Origin of the sequence: Apibacter sp. B2966, assembly GCF_011082485.1 — a bacterium.
In the GTDB taxonomy this organism is placed as follows: Bacteria; Bacteroidota; Bacteroidia; order Flavobacteriales; family Weeksellaceae; genus Apibacter.
The window spans coordinates 1,379,837-1,401,482 of sequence record NZ_CP049714.1 but is presented as its reverse complement, the minus strand read 5'-3'; the positions used below and the strand labels follow the sequence as shown (position 1 = coordinate 1,401,482).

At 29.7% G+C, this 21,646-nt stretch carries 14 protein-coding genes and 3 tRNA genes; 11 read left to right on the top strand and 6 right to left on the bottom strand.

Annotated features, from left to right (window positions below):
- Positions 1-33 precede the first annotated feature (33 nt).
- Both G8C43_RS06065 and nhaA read right to left on the bottom strand, forming a co-directional pair.
- Positions 34-2,949, bottom strand: a complete 2,916-nt coding sequence (locus G8C43_RS06065; protein ID WP_166004802.1) for a M16 family metallopeptidase — start codon at positions 2,947-2,949, stop codon at positions 34-36.
- Positions 2,950-2,992: 43 nt separating this feature from the next.
- Complete coding sequence (nhaA, locus tag G8C43_RS06060) at positions 2,993-4,156, bottom strand: Na+/H+ antiporter NhaA (RefSeq protein WP_255490337.1); 1,164 nt, start codon at positions 4,154-4,156, stop codon at positions 2,993-2,995.
- A 296-nt stretch (positions 4,157-4,452) separates the two neighbouring features.
- Between nhaA and G8C43_RS06055 the strand changes: the two genes are divergently transcribed.
- From G8C43_RS06055 to G8C43_RS06030, 6 genes are all read left to right on the top strand, one after another.
- Entirely contained in the window at positions 4,453-5,214 is a 762-nt protein-coding gene (locus G8C43_RS06055; protein WP_166004798.1) for a class I SAM-dependent methyltransferase, read from the top strand.
- 99 nt (positions 5,215-5,313) lie between these two features.
- Entirely contained in the window at positions 5,314-6,537 is a 1,224-nt protein-coding gene (locus G8C43_RS06050) for a bifunctional folylpolyglutamate synthase/dihydrofolate synthase (RefSeq protein ID WP_166004796.1), read from the top strand.
- Between the two features lie 96 nt (positions 6,538-6,633).
- A tRNA-Val gene (locus G8C43_RS06045) sits at positions 6,634-6,708 on the top strand.
- 49 nt (positions 6,709-6,757) lie between these two features.
- Positions 6,758-6,828, top strand: a tRNA-Gln gene (locus G8C43_RS06040).
- A gap of 89 nt (positions 6,829-6,917) precedes the next feature.
- Positions 6,918-7,172, top strand: a complete 255-nt coding sequence (gene rpsT, locus G8C43_RS06035) for a 30S ribosomal protein S20 (protein ID WP_105296844.1) — start codon at positions 6,918-6,920, stop codon at positions 7,170-7,172.
- A 15-nt stretch (positions 7,173-7,187) separates the two neighbouring features.
- Positions 7,188-7,259, top strand: a tRNA-Glu gene (locus tag G8C43_RS06030).
- A 272-nt stretch (positions 7,260-7,531) separates the two neighbouring features.
- Here G8C43_RS06030 and G8C43_RS06025 read toward each other — a convergent pair.
- Together G8C43_RS06025 and G8C43_RS06020 are read right to left on the bottom strand one after the other, a co-directional pair.
- Entirely contained in the window at positions 7,532-7,957 is a 426-nt protein-coding gene (locus G8C43_RS06025) for a DUF1493 family protein (RefSeq protein WP_166004794.1), read from the bottom strand.
- A gap of 657 nt (positions 7,958-8,614) precedes the next feature.
- The gene (locus G8C43_RS06020) at positions 8,615-9,220 is read right to left on the bottom strand and encodes a 2,3-bisphosphoglycerate-dependent phosphoglycerate mutase (RefSeq protein WP_166004792.1); all 606 of its coding nucleotides are present in this window, start codon (positions 9,218-9,220) and stop codon (positions 8,615-8,617) included.
- A gap of 168 nt (positions 9,221-9,388) precedes the next feature.
- Between G8C43_RS06020 and G8C43_RS06015 the strand changes: the two genes are divergently transcribed.
- The 5 genes from G8C43_RS06015 (at position 9,389) to sucC (ending at position 20,070) form a co-directional block, all read left to right on the top strand.
- Positions 9,389-11,356 carry a S9 family peptidase gene (locus G8C43_RS06015; RefSeq protein WP_166004790.1) on the top strand — a complete coding sequence of 656 codons (1,968 nt, stop codon included), beginning with the start codon at positions 9,389-9,391 and terminating at the stop codon, positions 11,354-11,356.
- Positions 11,357-11,683: 327 nt separating this feature from the next.
- The gene (locus G8C43_RS06010; protein ID WP_166004788.1) at positions 11,684-13,837 is read left to right on the top strand and encodes a thiol protease/hemagglutinin PrtT; all 2,154 of its coding nucleotides are present in this window, start codon (positions 11,684-11,686) and stop codon (positions 13,835-13,837) included.
- 234 nt (positions 13,838-14,071) lie between these two features.
- Positions 14,072-16,258 carry a thiol protease/hemagglutinin PrtT gene (locus tag G8C43_RS06005; protein WP_166004786.1) on the top strand — a complete coding sequence of 729 codons (2,187 nt, stop codon included), beginning with the start codon at positions 14,072-14,074 and terminating at the stop codon, positions 16,256-16,258.
- A gap of 232 nt (positions 16,259-16,490) precedes the next feature.
- Complete coding sequence (locus G8C43_RS06000; RefSeq protein ID WP_166004783.1) at positions 16,491-18,659, top strand: thiol protease/hemagglutinin PrtT; 2,169 nt, start codon at positions 16,491-16,493, stop codon at positions 18,657-18,659.
- A 217-nt stretch (positions 18,660-18,876) separates the two neighbouring features.
- The gene (gene sucC, locus G8C43_RS05995) at positions 18,877-20,070 is read left to right on the top strand and encodes an ADP-forming succinate--CoA ligase subunit beta (protein ID WP_166004781.1); all 1,194 of its coding nucleotides are present in this window, start codon (positions 18,877-18,879) and stop codon (positions 20,068-20,070) included.
- Between the two features lie 53 nt (positions 20,071-20,123).
- Here the strand turns inward: sucC and G8C43_RS05990 are convergent, their stop codons facing one another.
- The gene (locus G8C43_RS05990; protein WP_166004779.1) at positions 20,124-21,086 is read right to left on the bottom strand and encodes an MBL fold metallo-hydrolase; all 963 of its coding nucleotides are present in this window, start codon (positions 21,084-21,086) and stop codon (positions 20,124-20,126) included.
- Between the two features lie 24 nt (positions 21,087-21,110).
- The gene (locus tag G8C43_RS05985; protein WP_160556889.1) at positions 21,111-21,629 is read right to left on the bottom strand and encodes a mechanosensitive ion channel domain-containing protein; all 519 of its coding nucleotides are present in this window, start codon (positions 21,627-21,629) and stop codon (positions 21,111-21,113) included.
- Positions 21,630-21,646 lie beyond the last annotated feature (17 nt).

Below are 21,646 nucleotides of genomic sequence, written 5' to 3'. Positions count from 1 at the left end.
TTAATTTAAACAATTCATGTAGAATAAGATGTATTAATAATTAAATAATTCATCAATAGACAATTCATGAACAGTTCCTAATTTTTTAACCGAATTCCAATTAAGATTTTCCTTTTTTCCAATTAAAGATACATTATAGGTTTTTCCCTTGATTTCACGATTAAAAAAATCTTTAAGATCCTTAAGTTGCAATGTTTGTATTTGAGAATACATATCTTTTCTTAAATCGTAATCAATTCCTCTTTTTTTGGCGGAAAGATAGGACCAATAAATTGCTGATTTAGTGATACGGTCTGAAGCAATTTGTTTCAAAGCACTTTTTTTAGCATTTTCAAATTGTTTAGTAATTTCAGGCATATTGTTCATTAAATCTTTCATTGCGTCAACAGCTTGTGGTAATTTATTGGATTGAGTTCCAATATAGGAAGAAACATAATCGTATTTATCCTTATCAGAGGCGATGGTATAACTGGCATAAGCAGAATAAGCTAATGATTTACTTTCACGAATTTCTTGAAAAACAATGGAAGATAGACCTCTGCCGAAATACTCACCAAATACTTTTGCATAAGGCATTTTAGCTATATCAAATTTATTTCCTCTTGATTGGAAAAGTATTTCGGCTTGTACCATATCGTAAGGAGCAAAAAACAAGCTGCCGTCAGAAGCAAGTTCCTTATAAGTTATAGGGGAATTATACTCTTTTCCGCTTCCGAAATTATGATATTTTTGAACCGCTTTTTTAATAACAGATTCATTCGGTCCATAGTAAAATATTTCATGTTTGTAATCGAATAAACTTTTACATATCTTAACTAAGTCCGCAGGTTTTTTGTTTAATAAATCCGCTTCAGAAATAGCATTTCTTAACCTGTTATTTTCTCCATAACGGGCATACAAAGCTAAAGCATTCAGTATTGCCTGTTTATTTAATTTAGAATTTTTTCTGGCTTTAAGTATAGTTTGTACATATTTTTGATATGTTTCTGAATCAGGATTAGCATTTTGCAAAAAATGTTCAAATAATTCTATACCTTTTGGAATATTTTTTTCTAAACCTTGCAGGTTTAGGAATATTTGTTCATTTTGAACCTGAATAGAATAACTGATTCCTATTTTATAGAACTCTTTTTCAAGATTGGATTTTGTATACTTATCAGTGCCCAGAAGGGAAAGATAATTTAAGGCCAGATCCAATTCTTCATTGTTATCTGATCCAAAGTCAAATATGTAATATAGATTTCCTAATTCGTTATTTGAATTTTTAATATAAGAAAGAGGAATATTTTTTACATGATCAAAAGTTATTAATTTTTTATAGTCTATAAATTGAGGTTGAATTTCTTTTTCGGGAAGTTGCGAGAATTTTTTATAAAAATCTGATTGTTCCGTACGATTTAAAGTTATAGGAGTTATTCCCGGATTTTCAACGCGGACCAGTTTATCATTGGTTCCTTTTTCTTTATAAACCACAACATAATTATCCTTATAAAATTCATTGGCAAATTTTACAATACTCTCTTTATTCATTTTATCCAACTCATTAAATTCATCTAAAATTTGTTGCCAAGATAAATTTTGGATAAAAGCATTATACATTTGAGTTGCTACCCCGTTGGCTGTGTCCCAGCTGCTGATGCGTTGCGTTTTTAAATCGTTGACAATAGCTTTAATCAACCAATCATCAAAATTTCCTTTTTTTATGATTTCTAACTGATCTAGTAAAAGTTTTTGTACTTGTTCCAAAGATTGTCCTTCTCTTGGAGCTCCATATAAGGAATGAAGACCATAGTCTTTAAAAATAGATATATACGATCCTGCCCCTTGAGCTAATTGTTTTTGATTGATATTTATATCGATTAACCCCGCACCGGAATTATTCAAAATCATATTAACCATTTTAACGTAAAGAGCCTCTTTGCTTCCGGCTCCACTACACCTGAAAGCTAATTGGATTCTTTCTGAAGATGGACTTTTTACTACTCTTTTAACAACAGAGGTCAACGGCTGTTCAATGGGTTTTTTCAAAACGGGCAATTCTTTATATTTGAAACTGCCGAAATAGGTATCGACTAATTGTATGGTTTCATCAAAATTTAAGTCGCCCACCAATACAATTGCCATATTATTTGGAACATAATAAGTCTCATAATATTCATGAATTGCTTTCATGGATGGATTTTTCAAATGCTCGGATGTTCCTATAGTGGTTTGTTGTCCATAAGGATGGGTAGGAAATAGAGCATCCATTAATTCATAATTAACTAAACGCATATCGTTATCTTGAGCGCGATTAAATTCTTCATAAACAGCTTCCAATTCTGTGTGAAAGAGACGTAAAACTAATTCGGAAAATCGTTCTTTTTCAACAAATAACCATCTTTCTAATTCGTTGGATGGAATGTTGTTTTTATAAACCGTTTCATCTAGCCAAGTATGCGCATTGGTTCCGGTAGCGCCCAATTCTGAAATTAATTTGTCGTATTCGTTAGCAATGGCGTATTTAGATGCTTCTTGGGATACTTCATCTATTTTTTTATAAATTTCCTTTTTCTTTTTTGGATTTTTTTCGGCTTTATGTTGTTCGTATAAATCTGAAATACGGTTTAATAATATAGATTCTTTGTCCCAATCAGAAGTTCCGAGTTTATTGGTTCCCTTAAACATCATATGCTCTAGATAATGAGCAAGACCGGTATTCTCGGACGGATCATTAGCAGATCCGGTACGTACCGGAATGTATGTTTGAATTCTTGGTTCATCATTATTTCGGGATAAATATACTTTTAAACCATTTTTCAGTGTATAAATTCTTGAATTGGAGGGATCGTTCGTTACCGTTTCATAAGTATATCCCTTTGAATCTGTTACTGTTTTAGTTTTATAGATTTGTGCGTTCGTGGTCATTATAAAAAATGTTAATACAAGTAATAAAAATATTTTTTTCATATTATTATTAGGTTTAAAGGTGTGAAAATACAAAAGATTTTTGTTAGATTTTATTTTTTCGGAATATAAAATATAAGTATATATATCCAATTAAAGCAGAACATAGGGAGGAAAATAGAATCATAATTTTAGCATGAGTTATATAGTCGGCATGTATAGCCGGATTAAAAGCCAGTAAGGTAATAAAAATAGACATAGTAAATCCAATTCCACCTAAAAAACCGATTCCTATCATTTGCTTCCAATCTGTTTCCGAAGGAAGCCTACAAAATTTCAAAGCACAAGCCAGATAAGTAAATAAAATAATTCCTAAAGGTTTTCCAACGATTAAGCCAAAAAATATTCCAAGAGTGTACGATTGAGAGAAAAGCTCTTGAATATTTAATTGAATAGATAAGGCTGTGTTGGCAAGTGCAAAAAGAGGAAGTATTATAAAATTGACAGGTAATTGGAGTATAGATAGTAATTTCATGGCTTGACCATGGGGATTACCTCCTTCAAAGGGTATGGCAAATGCCAGTAGTATACCCGCAAGAGTTGCATGTACACCGGAATTAAGTAAGCAATACCAAATTCCTATACCGCCGATTATATATAAATATAAATGATTGATCTTTAGTTTTTTAAAAAGTAATAGTATCGTCCATATGAATAAGGCAAAAAATAAAAAGATCCAAGAAAGTTTTTTAGTGTAAAAAAAGGCTATAACTAAAATAGCCCCTAAATCGTCAATTACAGCTAAGGCAGTAAGAAAAACACGGAGAGACAAGGGAATTTTTTTTCCTAATAAACTCAATACCCCCAAAGCAAATGCTATATCGGTTGCCATAGGAATTCCGGCTCCTGAAATGGTATCTTTTCCGAAATTTAAATATGCATATATTCCTGCAGGAATAATCATTCCGCCTATAGCTCCCAAAACAGGTAAAAGGGCTTGCGAACGATTGGAAAGTTTTCCAATATGTATTTCACGGATAAGTTCCAATCCCACCATTAAAAAAAATATACTCATTAACCCATCATTTATTAGCTCAGATACAGTTAATGGATTCCCCTGGGTGCTAAAAAGATATTCATTTCCTAATTTGAAAGATACCGATGTTTCCCAAAAATTATGATAAAAAGTGTGAAAAGTTGAATTTGACAATATTATGGAAAGGATCGTACACAAGATAAGAAGTATCCCGACGGACTTCTCATTATTCATAAAATCTTTAATCGTTTTTCGCATTATACTCATTTATTGCTAATTACTGTATTGAATTATTAAGATTTGAATTATTGAGGATAATATATATAGCTAAAATATAATTTTTAAATTTATGTTCACTTATAAATCAAACGGTATACTATTAATTATTTAATTATAAAAATTGAAAAAAGATAAAACGAACCTTTTCATGGGAATTAACGCTCTATATGTCCAATATATGTCGCAATCTAATGGTATAAGTATTTTAACTACATTTGCATCATATCAGTATAATAAAAAGTAAAATCTAAATGCAATCAGTTTTAAGAACATTATTCGGTTATTTAGCCAGACCACAATTATATCCGGAATTAGTAAGAAAAATTTATAAAAATATTTTCGACAGAGGGAGCGCGGTTCAAGGAAAAAAAGAATCCGAAATATGGTGTGCAGAAAGAGCAATCAGTCAGCATGATGCAATTTACCAGATTACAAAAAATGAATACTCTTTATATAAAGATTTTGCAGGACAAATGAAGGAGTCCAAAAAAATTGAGGCGGCTTGTCCGGTTAAAATGGGCGGAGCTGGAGCACTAGATCTTATCTACGCATTATGTGAATATACTCAGGCTAAAAATGTTATAGAAACCGGAGTAGCTTACGGATGGAGTTCTCTGGCGGCTCTACTGTCTTTACAAAAAAGAGGTGGAAATTTGTATAGTTCAGATATGCCTTATTTGGACAGGAATAATGATAAATTTGTTGGATGTGTAGTTCCTGATAATCTTAGAAACTATTGGAAATTATTTAGACAAGCAGATAAAGAATCCCTGCCTAAAATATTCAAAGAACAACAGACTTTTGAGATAGCTCATTATGACAGTGATAAAAGTTATAAAGGTAGAATGTGGGCCTATCCTTTACTATGGGAAAGAATAGAAAAAAACGGCTTTTTTATCAGTGATGATATCGGAGATAATTCCGCTTTTATGGATTGGGTAAATCAAAATCATTTACAAACGATAATTGTTGAATTTGAAGGAAAATATGTGGGAATTGTAAAAAAGGTATAGAAAAATAATTTCTTTATTAAAAAATGGTTATTTAAAATTTTACGGATTACTTTAAGTGTATTTTAATTTTTAATAATATAAATCGTATTATTTTTAGTCATGCAGACATATGAAGAAATTTTAGAGTGGTTGTATACCCAAGTTTCAAATTATCAAAATGTCGGGAATTCTGCATATAAGCCCGGATTTGAAAATATATTAAAACTGAGTGAGATTTTAGGAAATCCTCACAGAAAATTTAAATCTATACATATTGCGGGAACTAATGGAAAAGGAAGTGTTTCTAATATGACCGCCTCCATTTTAAAAGAAGCCGGGTATAAAGTGGGATTATTTACTTCTCCTCATCTTAAAAATTTCACTGAACGGATAAGGGTTGACGGAAAAGAATGCCCCGCAGAGTTTGTATATAATTTTTTAATTACTATTAGAGATCATTTTACTAAGGATTTTAATCCTTCCTTCTTTGAATTAACAACCGCTATGGCTTTTAGCTATTTTGCTAAAGAAAAAGTTGATATAGCTGTAATAGAGGTTGGAATAGGCGGAAGGTTGGATTCAACAAATATCATTACTCCCGAAGTATGTGCAATAACCAGTATATCGATGGATCATGTGGATTTATTGGGAGATACACTTGAAAAAATAGCCACAGAAAAAGCGGGGATTATTAAACCCGGAATTCCTGTAGTTATTGGAGAAGATAAGGAAGAAGTTAAAAAATTACTAGTACATATTGCTCAAGAGCGTAATGCCGAATATATAGATGCGACAAAAAATAAGGTAAACTATCCATCAGATTTAAAAGGTATATATCAAGAAAAAAATAAAAAAACGGTAGTAAGTATCATCGATGTTTTAAATGATAAAGGATTTACAATATCTGTTGATCAGGTTAAAAAGGGCCTTTTGCATGTAAAAGATTCAATGAACTTTAGAGGAAGATGGGAGATTTTGCAATGGGAAAATCCAATAATTATCTGCGATACAGCCCATAATGAGGATGGCTTTAAACAATTGGCCGAACAATTTAAACGGGTAACCTATAAAAAACTGAGAATTGTAATCGGCTTTGTAAAAGGTAAAGATTTAGATAAAATATTTCCACTGTTGCCGATTGATGCCATCTATTATTTTGTAAAACCGGCTATTCAAAGAGGGCTACATCCCAATGAATATACCGAAAAAATAGATTTATACTTCAAAAATTATCAAAAATTCGATAGTGTTGCAAAAGGATTTGATGCCGCTAAAACCCAGTCTGACAAAGAAGATTTGATTTTTATAGGAGGAAGTAATTTTGTAGTAGCAGAAATTTTTTAAAAAAATATTTGCAAGTATAAAAAATGAGCGTATATTTGCAATCCAATTACGGAACAAAGTAATAAAGAAAAGCTCTTAAATATCTTTGTTTTAAAGGGGCGATTAGCTCAGCTGGTTCAGAGCACCTGCCTTACAAGCAGGGGGTCGCAGGTTCGAATCCTGCATCGCCCACAACAAGAAAAACCTTGATTTTTTTCAGTTAAGGTTTTTTTGTTGGTACAGACCCATGGTGTAACGGTAGCACACCGGTTTTTGGTACCGTTTGTCGGGGTTCGAATCCCTGTGGGTCTACAACAAATTAAATGAAAAAGTATATTTGTAGGATTGTAAAAAATAATTACATTTGCACCGCAAATAGATAATGAAAAGAAAGAATTAAAATGGCAAATCATAAGTCAGCAATAAAAAGAATAAGACAGAATCACGTAAGAAGATTACGTAATAAGTATTATCATAAATCAGCTCGTACAGCTATTAAAGAATTAAGAGCTGAAACAGATAAAACTGTAGCGGTAGGTAAATTACCGGCTGTTTTTTCTCAGATTGATAAGTTAGCAAAAAGAAATATTATTCATAAGAATAAAGCATCTAACTTGAAATCTAAATTAAACAAGCACGTTAACGCATTAGCGTAAATAAAAATAATAGTAGGCCCGTTCGTCTATCGGTTAGGACTTCAGATTTTCATTCTGGCAAGAGGGGTTCGACTCCCCTACGGGCTACTAATCTAAGGCTTAAGTTACTTTTGGTAATTTAAGCCTTTTTTTATGTAAATTAATTGTCATTTCAGAAAGTAAGAAAAAATTATGAATAAATTAATTGTAAAATTTTATAATGTTTATTTGCTATTTGATTTAATGACCTCTTATAATTCTCCAATGCTCAAATCTATTTAATATAGAGACCTTTTGTTATTTAAAAGGTTTAGAATAACAATAAATGAAGCAAAATATCATTTTTTAATATTATATAGTTATTGGTAAAATCAATTGTATTATAATAGCACCCCACTTTCAATAGCTAATTCTAATTCTTTTATACTAAGATCCTTTAATTCTTTTTCATAAATTAATCGTTGATAAAGAAAGATATTTACGATTTTATTAAATATACTTTTTAATATATCTAAAGCAGAATAGGTTTCAGGATAAAACCTTTCGTTAAATTTAAATTCATTGCTAATCGTTACATTAAATTCTTTCGTAAAATATGTAAGAAAATCATTTGCATCATGTCCAATTAATCCAAAATCTTCATATAATTTCATTTCAGGTTTAAATTGTATTCTATTCTCCCATTGGGATAATAAAACTTTCTCTAAAAATAATTGTAATTTATGATCAACCATGTTTATTAAATTTATGATACCTCTAATTTTAACTACATCATTAATAAAATGATTATTTTTATTCAAAGACACAGAATGTCATTTGAAATTCGTAACTAGTTGTTTTCGTGTCTAATCCAATCAATACCATAGTCAATTCATATCAATCACTAAGAAAGTACACAGATCAATGCAGTACTTATAAATTTCAACTATGATAAGGAGGTGAATTAAATGGTTATAAGATAGGACTTTCGTTTTTTACTAAGTAATTGTTGGAGACACCTAATTAGACAATATTAGGTTATTCAAAAGTATGTGATCTAATGTAGTATGATAAAGTTTTTATATTTTGTAAATGTATAAAAAGATATAGTAAATTGCAAATATATATCGAATAAAAATACAAGTATATTAATACAACTCATAACAACATAAAAATTGGTATATAATATAGTTTTTTTAATATGCGAAAACTTGCCATTTTTTATTAAAAATACGTATATAAAAGCTTTTAATTTGAATAGTTTGTTGATGAAATTTTTATTAAAAATTAAAACTCATAAGGAATAAAAGAATAAAATAAAAGTCCTGATTTCAATTGAAATCAGGACCATATGTTTAGTTAAATATTTGAGAAAAGCTATTCGAAGAGAATAACTTACTATGAAAAGAACTTTTTTTAATATTTTTATTTTAAGCTAGCTTAAAAAATATAATTTTGTTAATTTCATAAGAAGTTAACACATATTAGAGATTTTTAACCTTTAAAACGTGTAAATTGGAATCTAATTCATAGAGTCTGGGTACTCCTGTAGCTAATTCAAATTTTATAATTTCGTCGGGAGTCATTTTTTCTAAATACATAACTAAAGCACGTAAACTATTTCCATGTGCAGCTATGATTATATTTTTTCCATCCTTAATTTTTGGAACTATCTCACTTTCAAAATAAGGAATTACTCTTTCTGCAGTATCTTTAAGGCTCTCTCCATTAGGTGGAGCAACATCGTAACTTCTTCGCCAAATATGAACTTGTTCATCACCAAATTTCTTAGCTGTTTCAGCCTTATTTAAACCCTGTAGATCTCCATACATTCTTTCATTTAATGCCTTATCAAATTTCGTGGGTACATTTTTTATTCCGGCTTCATTCAACGCGATTTGTAATGTTTCTTGAGCTCTTTTCAAAGCAGATGAATAGGCATAATCAAAATGTAAACCTTTAAGCTGATCGCCGGCTTTTTTAGCCTCTTCTTTTCCTTTGTCGGATAATTCTACATCAACCCAACCGGTAAATTTATTTTCCAGATTCCAAACACTCTGACCGTGTCTCAGTAATACTAAAATTGCCATGATTACAAAATATTTATATTAACTATATTATCTTGAAATAATTGTGCCAATATAAAAATAATGACTATTAATTTACCCATAAATCTGATTAAAGTTAAGAAGTAATGAAATAAGTGTTTAAGAAAATGTTAATTTTGAAATTATTTCAAAAAACGGAAAGAGTTAGTAATGAGAAAAAGTAGTTTACTTGTATCAATTCTAATTGGGATTTTTACTATGGCACAAAAACAAAATTTGACTCCTGAATTACTTTGGAGTTTAGGTAGGGTATCTATAGACGCTGTAAATGATACCGGAGACATTATTTATGGAGTTCAATATTATAATGTTGATGAAAACAGCAGTACCAGAGATTTATATCATCTAAATCTAGATGGGCAAATTATCAGACTTAATGAAAGTAAAGACAAGGAAAAAGCGTTGTCTTTTCATTCACAAAATGAATTTATATATTCGGTGGGAGATGATATTTATTCTTATAATCTAAAAACTAAGAAAACAGAAAAAATAAATAAAGAAAACGAAATTCATTCCGGGTTACTTTATGCGAATAATTCCAACCATTTTGCCATATCAAAATCGGTGAAATTAGAAAAAGTTTTAGGCACAGATATATATCCAACAATGGAAAAATCAGATGTGAAAGTGTATGATCATTTAATGTATAGACATTGGGATACCTGGAAAGACGGAAAATTTAAACATATATTCATTGGTAGTACAAACGGAAGTTTGGTGGATATCAATAAGGATGAAAAATATAATTCCGAAGGTTATTCATTTTCTCCGGATAGTAAATATTTAGTTTACCAATCCAAAAAACTTTTCGGAACTCAAGATGCAATTTCAACCAACACGAATATATACCTTTATGATATATTTTCACAACAAACGCAAAATTTAACTGTTGAAAATAAAGGATATGATACTAACCCTAAGTTTAGTCCACAAGGTGGAGTGTTGGCGTGGTTGTCAATGAAAACAGACGGATATGAGGCAGATAAGAATGATCTGAAAATTTATGATTTGGCTACTCAAAAAACAATAAATTTAACTTCAACTTGGGATAATACGGTAATCGACTATGTTTGGGCTAAAAATGGAAAGAAAATTTATTTTTTGGCCGGTATCAATGCTACTAAACAATTTTTTGAGTTAGATATCAAAACAAAAAAAATTAGACAAATTACTAACGGTCAGCATGATTATATTAGTATACGTATCACCGGAGATTATTTGGTTGGAGAGCGTCAAGACATGAATCATGCGTCTGAAATTTATAAAGTAAATATTAAAACCGGAGTAGAAACTAAGTTAACTTCAGTAAATGATGAACTCTATCAAAAGATAAAAAGTTGTATAGTTGAAGAAAGGTGGATTAATACCACCGACGAAAAAAAAATGTTGGTTTGGGTAATATTTCCTCCTGATTTTGATAAAAATAAAAAATACCCTACTTTATTATACTGTCAGGGAGGGCCTCAAAGTACGGTATCTCAATTTTACAGTTTCCGTTGGAACTTTCAGATTATGGCATCCAATGGTTATATTGTTGTAGCCCCCAATCGAAGAGGATTGCCTTCTTTCGGCGTGAAATGGAACGAAGAGATATCAGGTGACTGGGGAGGACAACCTATGAAAGACTATTTATCTGCTATTGATGAAGTTTCAAAAGAACCCTATGTGGACAAAAATCGTTTAGGTGCTGTAGGAGCCAGTTATGGCGGTTATTCGGTTTATTATTTAGCAGGTATTCATAAGAAAAGATTTAAAACTTTTATTTCACATTGTGGGGTATTTGACTTAGAATCCATGTATGGATCAACCGAAGAAATATTCTTTCCCAATTATGATATTGGAGGATCTTATTGGGAAAATCCTCAACCCAAAGCTTACAAAGAATTTAATCCTATTAAATTAGTTTCTAATTGGGATACTCCTATATTGATTATTCACGGGGGAAGAGATTATCGAGTTCCTTATACTCAAGGGCTGGAAGCTTTTCAAGCAGCGCAATTGAAGGGTATAAAAAGTCGACTTTTGTATTTTCCGGAAGAAAGCCATTGGGTTCAACAACCCCAAAATGGTATAATCTGGCAAAAAGAATTTTTTAAATGGTTAAACGAGACACTTTAGTTTTTAATAATTTATTCAATATAATAATATTTTATTACACCTATTACAAAAGTTAAATTATATAAATAATGGTCTAAAAAAAGGTTGGAAGATTTTTTCAACCTTTTTTTATAAGTATAAAAAAACTTTTTATCAAGCATGGTTTAAAAAATAAAAAAAAATCAAAATTATTTTCAATTTATGGTAAAATTTTATTCCATTAAAAATGTGATTGTTACGAGTATTTTTTAAGATATATAAATTTAAATGTGTCAAATAAATTAATTAACACAACATAATAAATGCATTTATTTATTACATTTGAATATAATTTTTAAACAAATCACTATGAGAATTTTTTTATTTTTATTATTATTTATATTTAATTGTCTGCCGGCATGGTCTAAACAAATAGATCAGGAGGAAGCAAAACAAATTGCTGAAAATTTTATAAATAATCAATTTACCAACCTAAAGAGAAGTCAAGGATTCCAATTACAATTAGTTTATACGGCAGAGAATAATGAAGTCAATAAATTTAAGAAAAATCATTCCGAAAAGTATTATTATGTTTATAATATTGGAGCAAATCAAGGCTTTATAATCATTTCAGCTGACGATGTAAATTATCCGATCATAGGATATTCCAATTCCGGATATTATGATGCAGCAAATCTTCCGGAAAATTTCCAATCTTGGATGAAAACCGTAGAATTGGGTATGCAACAAGCTTTTGATAATTCAACCAAACCTACCAAAGATATTCAAAAGGAATGGGAATTGTATAGAAATTCAAAAAAAAGTATCCAAACCAGACTTACCGCACTAGAACCGCTTATTAAAACAAAATGGAATCAAGATAAGCCTTATAATAGTCAAATTCCTTATGAAGTTCTTACCGGTTGTGTAGCAACGGCTACAGCACAGATTATGAAATATCATCAATACCCTAAAAAAGGAATTGATGTCATTCCGGCCTATCAGACCAAAGATCCAAGTAACAATGCAATCTATAATATTCCCCAGATAAATTTACAACAATACGTATATGATTGGTCGAATATGTTAGATGAATATAATAATTCACCTACTCCTAATTATACCAATGAACAAGCAAAGGCTGTAGGGCTCTTAATGTATCATATTGGAGCAAGTGTAAAAATGAAGTATGGAGTAAATGAAAGTGGGGCTATTAGCAAAGATGCGCTTGAATCATTGTTTACGTACTTTGATTATGATAAAAGCCTAGATTTAGTCGCAAGAGGAAATTATTATGCTAATCTAAATATAATTATAAGTGATGAAGAATGGGAGGAGATAATAAAAAAAGAATTAAATGAAGGAAGACCCGTTTATTATTCAGGAAGTACGGACAAAAATTCAGGACATGCATTTGTTTGTGATGGGTACGATTCCAACGGACTCTTACATTTTAATTTTGGATGGGGAGGGTATCAAGACGGGTATTACAATTCAAATGCCCCATTAGAATATAAATATGATCAAGGGATAGGTATAAATATAAAACCAAATGAAGGAGGTCAAGGAATAGCTAGATATTTTGTAAAAGAATTATCAATTCCTAAAAATAAAGTATCAAAGAATGAGTTCTTTGAAGTGAAGTATAAAATAGCCAACATTGGATTACATAAATCAAATTTTGATGATATATATATAGCTTTATTTGATTTTAATGAAAATAAAATGAAATCAATTATAGGAAATTATGGTGAAAAATATTTTTCAATTGGAACAGATATTTCTGCCGGAAAATACCGATTGACATTAGTACAAAAAAGAGGAGATGAATATGTTGTTATAAAATCAGATAATAGTATTGGGGATAATAATATAATTGAAGTTAAAGAATTTACAAATTCACATAATATAAATTTATACGATAAGACTCCATTGTCTGCAAATGCCAACATAGTCAGTCCTAAAGATCCTCTGCAAGTTAAATTTTCAATCATTAGTCTATATAAACCTTTTAATGGAATGGTCGCTTTAGCTTTGACTGATGATTTAGACAAATTGCAATATATAATTGGAAAAATGTCTACTAAATTAGATATAGGCAATTATAAATATAATATATCAATTTCAGGTTACATACCGGATGATATTGCTAATGGAGCATATCGAATCAGGATTTTTGCACGTGAAAATGATGGTCAAGAATGGCAATTGTTGGATGGGGCAGCCGTTAATTATCTTCCTCTAACCGTTGTAAATGGAAAGCTGGGAATAGAAGAACTGAAAAATGAAACAAATGAATTTGTGATCTATCCTAATCCGGTTAAAAATATCTTATATATCAAATCTGACTCGGAACAACAAATTAAATCCATTTCAATTTATGATTTTTCAGGTAAAGAAGTATTGCAAAGCAATATAGATCCTTCTAACGGGGTAGATGTGAGTTCATTAAGTTCAGGGGCTTACATAATAAAAATTAAAACGTCTAAAGAAATAAAGAAATATAAATTTATTAAAATATAAATTTTACTTAAATTATCAGTAAAACATATAAAATTTAAAAAAGGGTGAAGAATTTTCTTCACCCTTTTTTTATGGTTTAAAAAAATTATATTTTATAAAATAAAATTGATTAAAAATATGACATATTGTTGTCTAATTACTTAGTATGTTAATATAATATATATATTTTTTAAAAATAATAAAATAAATAATTATTTATTTTATTAAATTTGAGGATAACTGAAAAATTTTATTATGAGAAAACTTTTATTATCTATCTTACTATTATTTATATTTAGTAATTTATATTTATGGTCTAAGCAAATAGATCAAGAGGAAGCAAAACATATTGCAGAAAATTTTGTTAATAACCAATTTTCTAACCTAAAAAAAAGTCAAAGATTCCAATTACAATTAGTTTATACGGCAGAGAATGAAATAAATAACTTAAAGAAAAATCATTCTCAAAAATATTACTATGTTTACAACATTGGAGTAAAGCAAGGCTTTATAATCATTTCAGCAGACGATATAAATTATCCGATCATAGGATATTCCAATTCCGGATATTACGATGCAGCCAATCTTCCGGAAAATTTCCAATCTTGGATGAAAACCGTAGAATTGGGTATGCAACAAGCTTTTGATAATTCAATCAAACCTACCAAAGAAATTGAAAAGGAATGGGAATTGTATAGAAATTCAAATAAGGGCATAAATACCAGGATTACCCCGCTCCAGCCTTTACTTAAAACAAAATGGAATCAAGATGAGCCTTATAATAGTCAAATACCTTATAAAGTTTATACCGGTTGTGTAGCAACGGCTACAGCACAGATTATGAAATTTCATCAACATCCCAACAAAGGAACTGGTTTCATTCCGGCCTATCAGACCAAAGATCCAAGTAACAATGCAATCTATAATATTCCCCAGATAGATTTAAATCAATACGAGTATGATTGGGCAAATATGTTAAATGAATATTATAATTCACCTACTCCCAATTATACTAATGAACAAGCAAAGGCTGTAGGACTCTTAATGTATCATATAGGAGCAAGTGCTCAAATGAAATATGGAGTAAAAGCAAGCGGGACTTCTAGCCGGAAAGCACTAAAAGCGTTGTATACTTATTATGATTATGACAAAAGTGTAGATTATATAATTCGAGGCCAATATTATTTAGGTGATTTTAATGAAATACCTATCAGTGATGAAGAATGGAATTCTATCATAATAAAAGAATTAAATGAAGGTAGACCTATTTATTATTCAGGAAGTACGGAAAATAGATCGGGGCATGCATTTGTTTGTGATGGATACGATTCCAACGAACTCTTACATTTTAATTTTGGATGGGGAGGATATCAAGACGGATATTACAATTCAAATGCCCCATTACAATATAAATATGGTCAAAGTATAGGTATTAATATAAAACCCAATGAAGGAGGCGAAAAAGTCAATAGATATTTTGTAAATAAGCTTACGATTTCTAAAAATAAAGTATATAAAGATGAATGTTTTGTAGAAAAACATGATTTATACAACATAAGTATAGAAGATACGATTATATATAAAGATCAATACATGGCTTTATATGATCTTAATAATACAATGGTAGCTCTACTTAATGAAAGTAATCATCCTTCTAATTTTAACAATAATTATTACACGCTAAACAGTACTATTAAAGCGGGGAAGTATCGTTTAAAAGTAGTGGAAAAGAAAGGAGAAACGTATATTCCTGTTAAAACGGCTCAAAATGTAGATGATACAAGTATAATTGAATTACTGGATGGTGTTAAATCGCATAATCTTAATTTATTAAATAATAAAGTTCTTACGGCTAACATAAGGCAAGCTAAACCTAAAGATTACCTGCAAGCAGAATTTTCATTTGGAAATAATCGATGTAAACCTTTTAATGGAACGATAGCTTTAGCTTTGACTAATGAGGAGGATAAATTGATCTATATACTTGGAAAAGATTTAATAAATAATTTAAGAGAGGGTTATTTCTATGGATCATATATAATTTCAGGTTACATACCGGATGATATAGCTAATGGAGCGTATCGAATCAGGGTTTTTGCACGTGAAAATGATGGGCAAGAATGGCAATACTTGGAAGGAGCAGCCGTTAATTATCTTCCCCTAACTATTGTAAATGGCAAACTGGGAATAGAAGATTTAAAGAATGAAAAAAATGAATTTGTAATCTATCCTAATCCGGTTAAAAATATTTTATATATTAAATCTGATTCAGAACAACAAAATAAATCCATTTCAATTTTTGATTTATCAGGTAAAGAAGTATTGCGTGGCAATATAGATTCTTCTAATGGGGTAAATGTGAGTTCATTAAGTTCGGGAGCTTACATTATAAATATTCAAATGTCTAAAGAAATAATGAAATATAAGTTTATTAAAAAATAACTTTTACTTAAATTATCAGTAAAACATATAAAATTAAAAAAAGGGTGGAGAGTTTTCTTCGCCCTTTTTTGTAAAAAGATTAATAAGAACATGAATATTTAAAAAAAATAAAAAATTGATAATTATAATTTTGTGTATTAATTTTAAAGTTATAAAATATTTAATTTAATTTTTATAATGAGGTAATAATTATTTAATTTATTATATTTGAATATAATTAAAAAATTTTATTATGAGAAAACTTATATCTTTTTTACTACTATTTACATTAGGTAATCTACTGCTTTGGTCTAAACAAATAGATCAGATAGAAGCAAAACATGTTGCCGAAAATTTTTTAAACAATAATGTTTACATCATGAAAAAGAATTCTAAATTGGAAATTAATTTAGTTTATACAAGCTTAAATAATGATGTTAAAAATAAGAAAGGTTTAACAGACAAGTATTACTATGTATATAACATAGGAAATAATCAAGGCTTTATAATTATTTCTGCAGACGACATTAATTATCCCATTATCGGGTATTCAAAAACCGGATCTTATGATGTAAACCATCTTCCGGAGAATTTCAAATCTTGGATGAAATCTATAGAAATGGGTATGCAACAAGCGTTTAATAAGTCAACGGAAGCAGCAAAAGAAATAAAATTGAAATGGGAAGAATACAGAAGTGGCAAAAAAACTTTTAAAATCAATAAATCTACGGAATTACAACCTCTCATCAAAACCAATTGGAATCAAGATGCGCCTTATAATAACCTAATTCCTTATGAAGTTTATACCGGTTGTGTAGCAACAGCTACGGCTCAGATCATGAAATTTCACCAACATCCTAAATCAGGAATAGGTAAAATTCCTGCTTATCAAACCACAGATTCTTACAATAAACAGGTATATAATATTCCTGAAATTGACCTTTCAAAATATACCTACCAATGGGCAAATATGCTAAATAATTATGACATTTCTTATACCAACCAACAAGCAAATGCTGTTGCACTTTTAATGTATCATGTGGGAGCAAGTGCTAAAATGCAGTATGGTATTATGGAAAGTGGAGCATATGCTGAAGATGCATTAAAAGCTTTATACACCTATTTTGATTATGACCAAAGTATAGATTATATTGTAAGAGGTAAATATTACACCAATGTAAATGAGATAATTATAAGTGATGAAGAATGGGATAATATTATAAATCAAGAGTTAAATAATAATAGACCTATTATTTACTCCGGACAAAGTGGAAATGGTGGACATTCATTTGTTTGTGATGGATACGATTCCAATGGATTATTACATTTTAATTTTGGATGGGGAGGATATCAAAACGGATATTATAATTCCAACGCGCCTTTAGAATATAAATATCAGCAATCGATAGGAATTAATATAAAACCTAATGAAGGAGGTAGTAAAGTTACCAGATATTTTGTAAATGATTTTACAATTTCAAAAAATAAAGTTTATAAAGAAGAATGTTTTACAGAGTTACATAAAATATATAGTATAGGAATTGAAAATACAATAAATGACCAAAATTTTTATATGGCTTTGTGTAATTTGAGTGGGGATATTGTATCAATATTAAATGAAGGCACTCATCCACTTAATTTTAATTATAATTATTATTCTATAAATAGTAATATACCATCTGGAAAATATCAACTAAAAGTTGTTGAGAAAAAAGGAGATAAATATATTGCTATAAGAACAGCAACAAACGTAAATAATACCAGCATAATTGAAGTTTTAAATGGTATAAAATCACATAATCTTTCTATGTTTGATGACACTCCGTTTTATGTGGATAAAAATCAAGTAAATCCGGGTAATACCATTTATACCAAATTTTCTTTCGGAAATAGTGAATGTAAAGATTTTATAGGAAAAATTGCAATTGCTTTAACTAATGAAAATGATGAGATTAAATATATTCTTTCTGAACAAGCTATAAATTTAGGAACAAACACTTATTATCCTTCATATTCAATATATCTAACTATTCCGAATAATATTCCTAATGGAAATTACCGTATTAGAATTTTCGCTCGTGAAAATGAAAATCAACAATGGCAAACCTTAGATGGAGCTAAAGTAAATTATCTTCCTATTACTGTAACTAATGTTAAAAGTCGTTCAGTAGAAGAAAATGCAAATAATGACGGCGAAATAAGTATTTATCCAAATCCGGTTGATGATATATTACACATAAAATCTAATACAGATTTAATAGTAAAATCCGTTACTATATATGATTTTACAGGTAAAGAAGTAATCAATAGAACTATTATATCATCCAATGAAATCAATGTGAGTAATTTAAAATCAGGTTCATATGTTCTAAAAATGAATACCTCTAACGGAATAAAAAAATATAGATTTATTAAAAAATAATTCATAAAATTTAAAATATAAATAAGCGTTTCCCTATAACCTAAAGGAAACGCTTTTTGCTATAAAAAACTATATAGATTTGTAATGAAAATGTTTGAAACTTTATTTATATCACTGCATTACTAATTAATAAATATCTCATTTAAAAAATCTGTATATTTGTCCCTATAGCATTTAAAAATTGAAGTAGATTAATATAAATCTAAAGTAATAAGCCATGAATTTACATGAATATCAAGGAAAAGAAATACTTTCATCATTTGGAGTAAGAGTTCAAAGGGGAATAGTTGCTACTACACCGGAGAAAGCCGTTGAAGCAGCTAAAGACATTAATGATCAAACAGGTACTAAATGGTGGGTGGTAAAAGCTCAAATTCATGCAGGAGGAAGAGGAAAAGGAGGAGGAGTTAAATTGGCAAAATCTTTGGATGAAGTTAAAGAAATCTCCTCCGAAATCATAGGAATGAATCTAATTACTCCTCAAACACCTAAAAATGGTAAGAAAGTTCATCAGGTATTTATTGCGGAAGATATGTATTATCCCGGAGAGGGTAAAATTGAAGAATTTTATATGTCTGTTTTATTAGACAGAGTGAAAGGAAAAAATGTAATTATATATTCTACAGAAGGAGGGATGGACATTGAAACGGTAGCAGAAAAAACTCCGTCACTTATATTTAATGAAGAAATTGACCCATCGGTTGGTTTACAAAATTTTCAAGCAAGAAAAATTGCTTTTAATCTCGGATTATCCGGAGAGGCATATAAAAATATGGTAACATTTGTGACTGCATTATATAAAGCTTATATAAAAAGCGATGCTACCTTATTCGAGATAAACCCCGTTTTAAAAACATCAGATAATCAAATTGCGGCAGTAGACGCAAAAGTTACCATTGATAACAACGCTCTTTTCAGGCATCCCGAATATGTAAAATTAAGAGATATAAGAGAAGAAGATCCGACCGAAGTACTAGCAGGAGAGGCAGGATTAAATTTTGTAAAACTAGAAGGAAATGTAGGTTGTATGGTAAACGGTGCAGGATTAGCTATGGCAACGATGGATATTATTAAACTTTCAGGAGGAGACCCGGCAAATTTTTTAGATGTTGGGGGAACTGCTGACGCTGAAAGAGTAGAAAAAGCATTTAGAATAATTTTAGCAGATGATAGAGTACAAGCGATACTCGTAAATATATTTGGAGGTATTGTTCGTTGCGATAGAGTAGCACAAGGCATTTTAGATGCCTATAAAAATATGAGTGATTTTATAAAAGTGCCAATCATAGTACGATTACAGGGAACTAATGCAGAAATAGCTAAAAAAATGATTGATGAAAGTGGATTAAAAGTTATATCTGCTATTACCTTAGAAGATGCGGCAAATGAGGTTACTAAAGCTTTAGCATAATCTTAAAAAATAAATAATAAAAAAGGCTATCAATGGATAGCCTTTCTTTATAATTATTGTAAAGGAGTCAAAAAGGGATAAGTTAACCATTGAAAGCTATTGGAATTTGTTTTTTTGACATAACCAATACCCGGATAAGGAAGATGATAACCCAAAAGAAGGGTTTTATCCCTGCTTAAAGTATCAAGAACGGAAATACGTGTTTTAACTGCCAAATCAAAATTCCAGTCAAAAGATGTTCCCCATTCAGGATGTGGGAATAATAATGCTCCATAATGAACTAAATCAGCAATATGCACCAATGATTCATTGTTGGAGCGAATAGTTGAAATAATATGTCCCGGAGTGTGTCCCGGAGCTAATGAAAAAGTAATGCAATTTAAAATAGTTTCCTTATCCTTAATAAATTTAATTTTTGATTTTATCGATTTTAATTTAGTACTGATTACTTTAATACTTTCTTTTAATTCAGCTTCATTTCCTGAACGTTTAGACTTTGAAAAATCTTGTTTTTTGCCTGTCCAGAAATCATATTCTTTTTTAGTTAAATAAATAGTGGCATTCGGAAAAACCGGTTTATTATTGGCAACCAATCCTCCAATATGATCTAAATGAGCATGAGTAATCACAATATCTGTAATTTGATCCGGTTTAATACCGACCACAGATAGGGCATTAAGCAATTTTCCGCCATTACCATTAATCTCTCCCGTTCCGGTATCAAATAAAATTAAATGGTTATCCTTTTTTAATAATAATACATTTAAGGCCAATTCTAATTTATCGGTTGGTAAATAATTGTCTAAAAGTATTTTATTAACCTCTTCGGCTTTTGCTACAGGCGCCATTTCGGGTTGTACAGAAGGATTGTAAAAATAGCCATCGGTAAGTAATACTCCTTGAATATCACCGATTTTCAAATTTTGGAATCCGGAATAATTAAAATTTTGAGCAGACGTTACCCCGGTAATAAAAAGGGTAAATACAATTAATAATTGATTTAAAAAATTTCTCATATTTAAAGGTTTTTATAAATTTCATTAGGATGCGTTTAAAGTTAATATGGCTTTTTGTAAAATTAAATTATTCGGAAAAGTCACCGGTAATCCATCATCAGTACGTAACACAACATAAAAAGCCTTAATATCTTCAACAGTTGCGGTGATTGGATTATCTTTGTCAATAATCTTTATAATGTCTCCTATTCGAAATGGAACAGTGAAATAGATGATAAAGCCCGCAGTTACATTGCTTAATAATGACCATTGTGCAAAAAAAGCGACACCTACAATTGCAAAAAAAGAGGCAAATGTAGCAAATATCCATTCCGGTGTAACTCCCCATATGGTTATAAGAAGAACAAAGCCCAAAATATTAATTAATATACTTGAATATTTAATCACTACTCGTGTTCGTAATTCTTTAATATGGGTATGATTACCATATTTTAAAATTATTTTATTTATAATAAGTTTTAAAAAATATATCGCTATAATAACAATTATAGTTGCTATTAATTGAAGGTGATAATCTTTAAAAAATTTACTTAATAATTCCATTTTATATTATATCATTT

Excerpts from the sequence above, each read along its gene's own strand:
- G8C43_RS06065 (WP_166004802.1), bottom strand. The coding sequence starts at position 2,949 with ATGAAAAAAATATTTTTATTACTTGTATTAACATTTTTTATAATGACC.
- G8C43_RS06000 (WP_166004783.1), top strand. The coding sequence starts at position 16,491 with ATGAGAAAACTTATATCTTTTTTACTACTATTTACATTAGGTAATCTA.
- G8C43_RS05985 (WP_160556889.1), bottom strand. The coding sequence starts at position 21,629 with ATGGAATTATTAAGTAAATTTTTTAAAGATTATCACCTTCAATTAATA.
- G8C43_RS06015 (WP_166004790.1), top strand. The coding sequence starts at position 9,389 with ATGAGAAAAAGTAGTTTACTTGTATCAATTCTAATTGGGATTTTTACT.
- G8C43_RS06010 (WP_166004788.1), top strand. The coding sequence starts at position 11,684 with ATGAGAATTTTTTTATTTTTATTATTATTTATATTTAATTGTCTGCCG.
- sucC (WP_166004781.1), top strand. The coding sequence starts at position 18,877 with ATGAATTTACATGAATATCAAGGAAAAGAAATACTTTCATCATTTGGA.
- G8C43_RS06050 (WP_166004796.1), top strand. The coding sequence starts at position 5,314 with ATGCAGACATATGAAGAAATTTTAGAGTGGTTGTATACCCAAGTTTCA.
- G8C43_RS05990 (WP_166004779.1), bottom strand. The coding sequence starts at position 21,086 with ATGAGAAATTTTTTAAATCAATTATTAATTGTATTTACCCTTTTTATT.
- nhaA (WP_255490337.1), bottom strand. The coding sequence starts at position 4,156 with ATGAATAATGAGAAGTCCGTCGGGATACTTCTTATCTTGTGTACGATC.
- G8C43_RS06005 (WP_166004786.1), top strand. The coding sequence starts at position 14,072 with ATGAGAAAACTTTTATTATCTATCTTACTATTATTTATATTTAGTAAT.
- G8C43_RS06020 (WP_166004792.1), bottom strand. The coding sequence starts at position 9,220 with ATGGCAATTTTAGTATTACTGAGACACGGTCAGAGTGTTTGGAATCTG.
- G8C43_RS06055 (WP_166004798.1), top strand. The coding sequence starts at position 4,453 with ATGCAATCAGTTTTAAGAACATTATTCGGTTATTTAGCCAGACCACAA.
- rpsT (WP_105296844.1), top strand. The coding sequence starts at position 6,918 with ATGGCAAATCATAAGTCAGCAATAAAAAGAATAAGACAGAATCACGTA.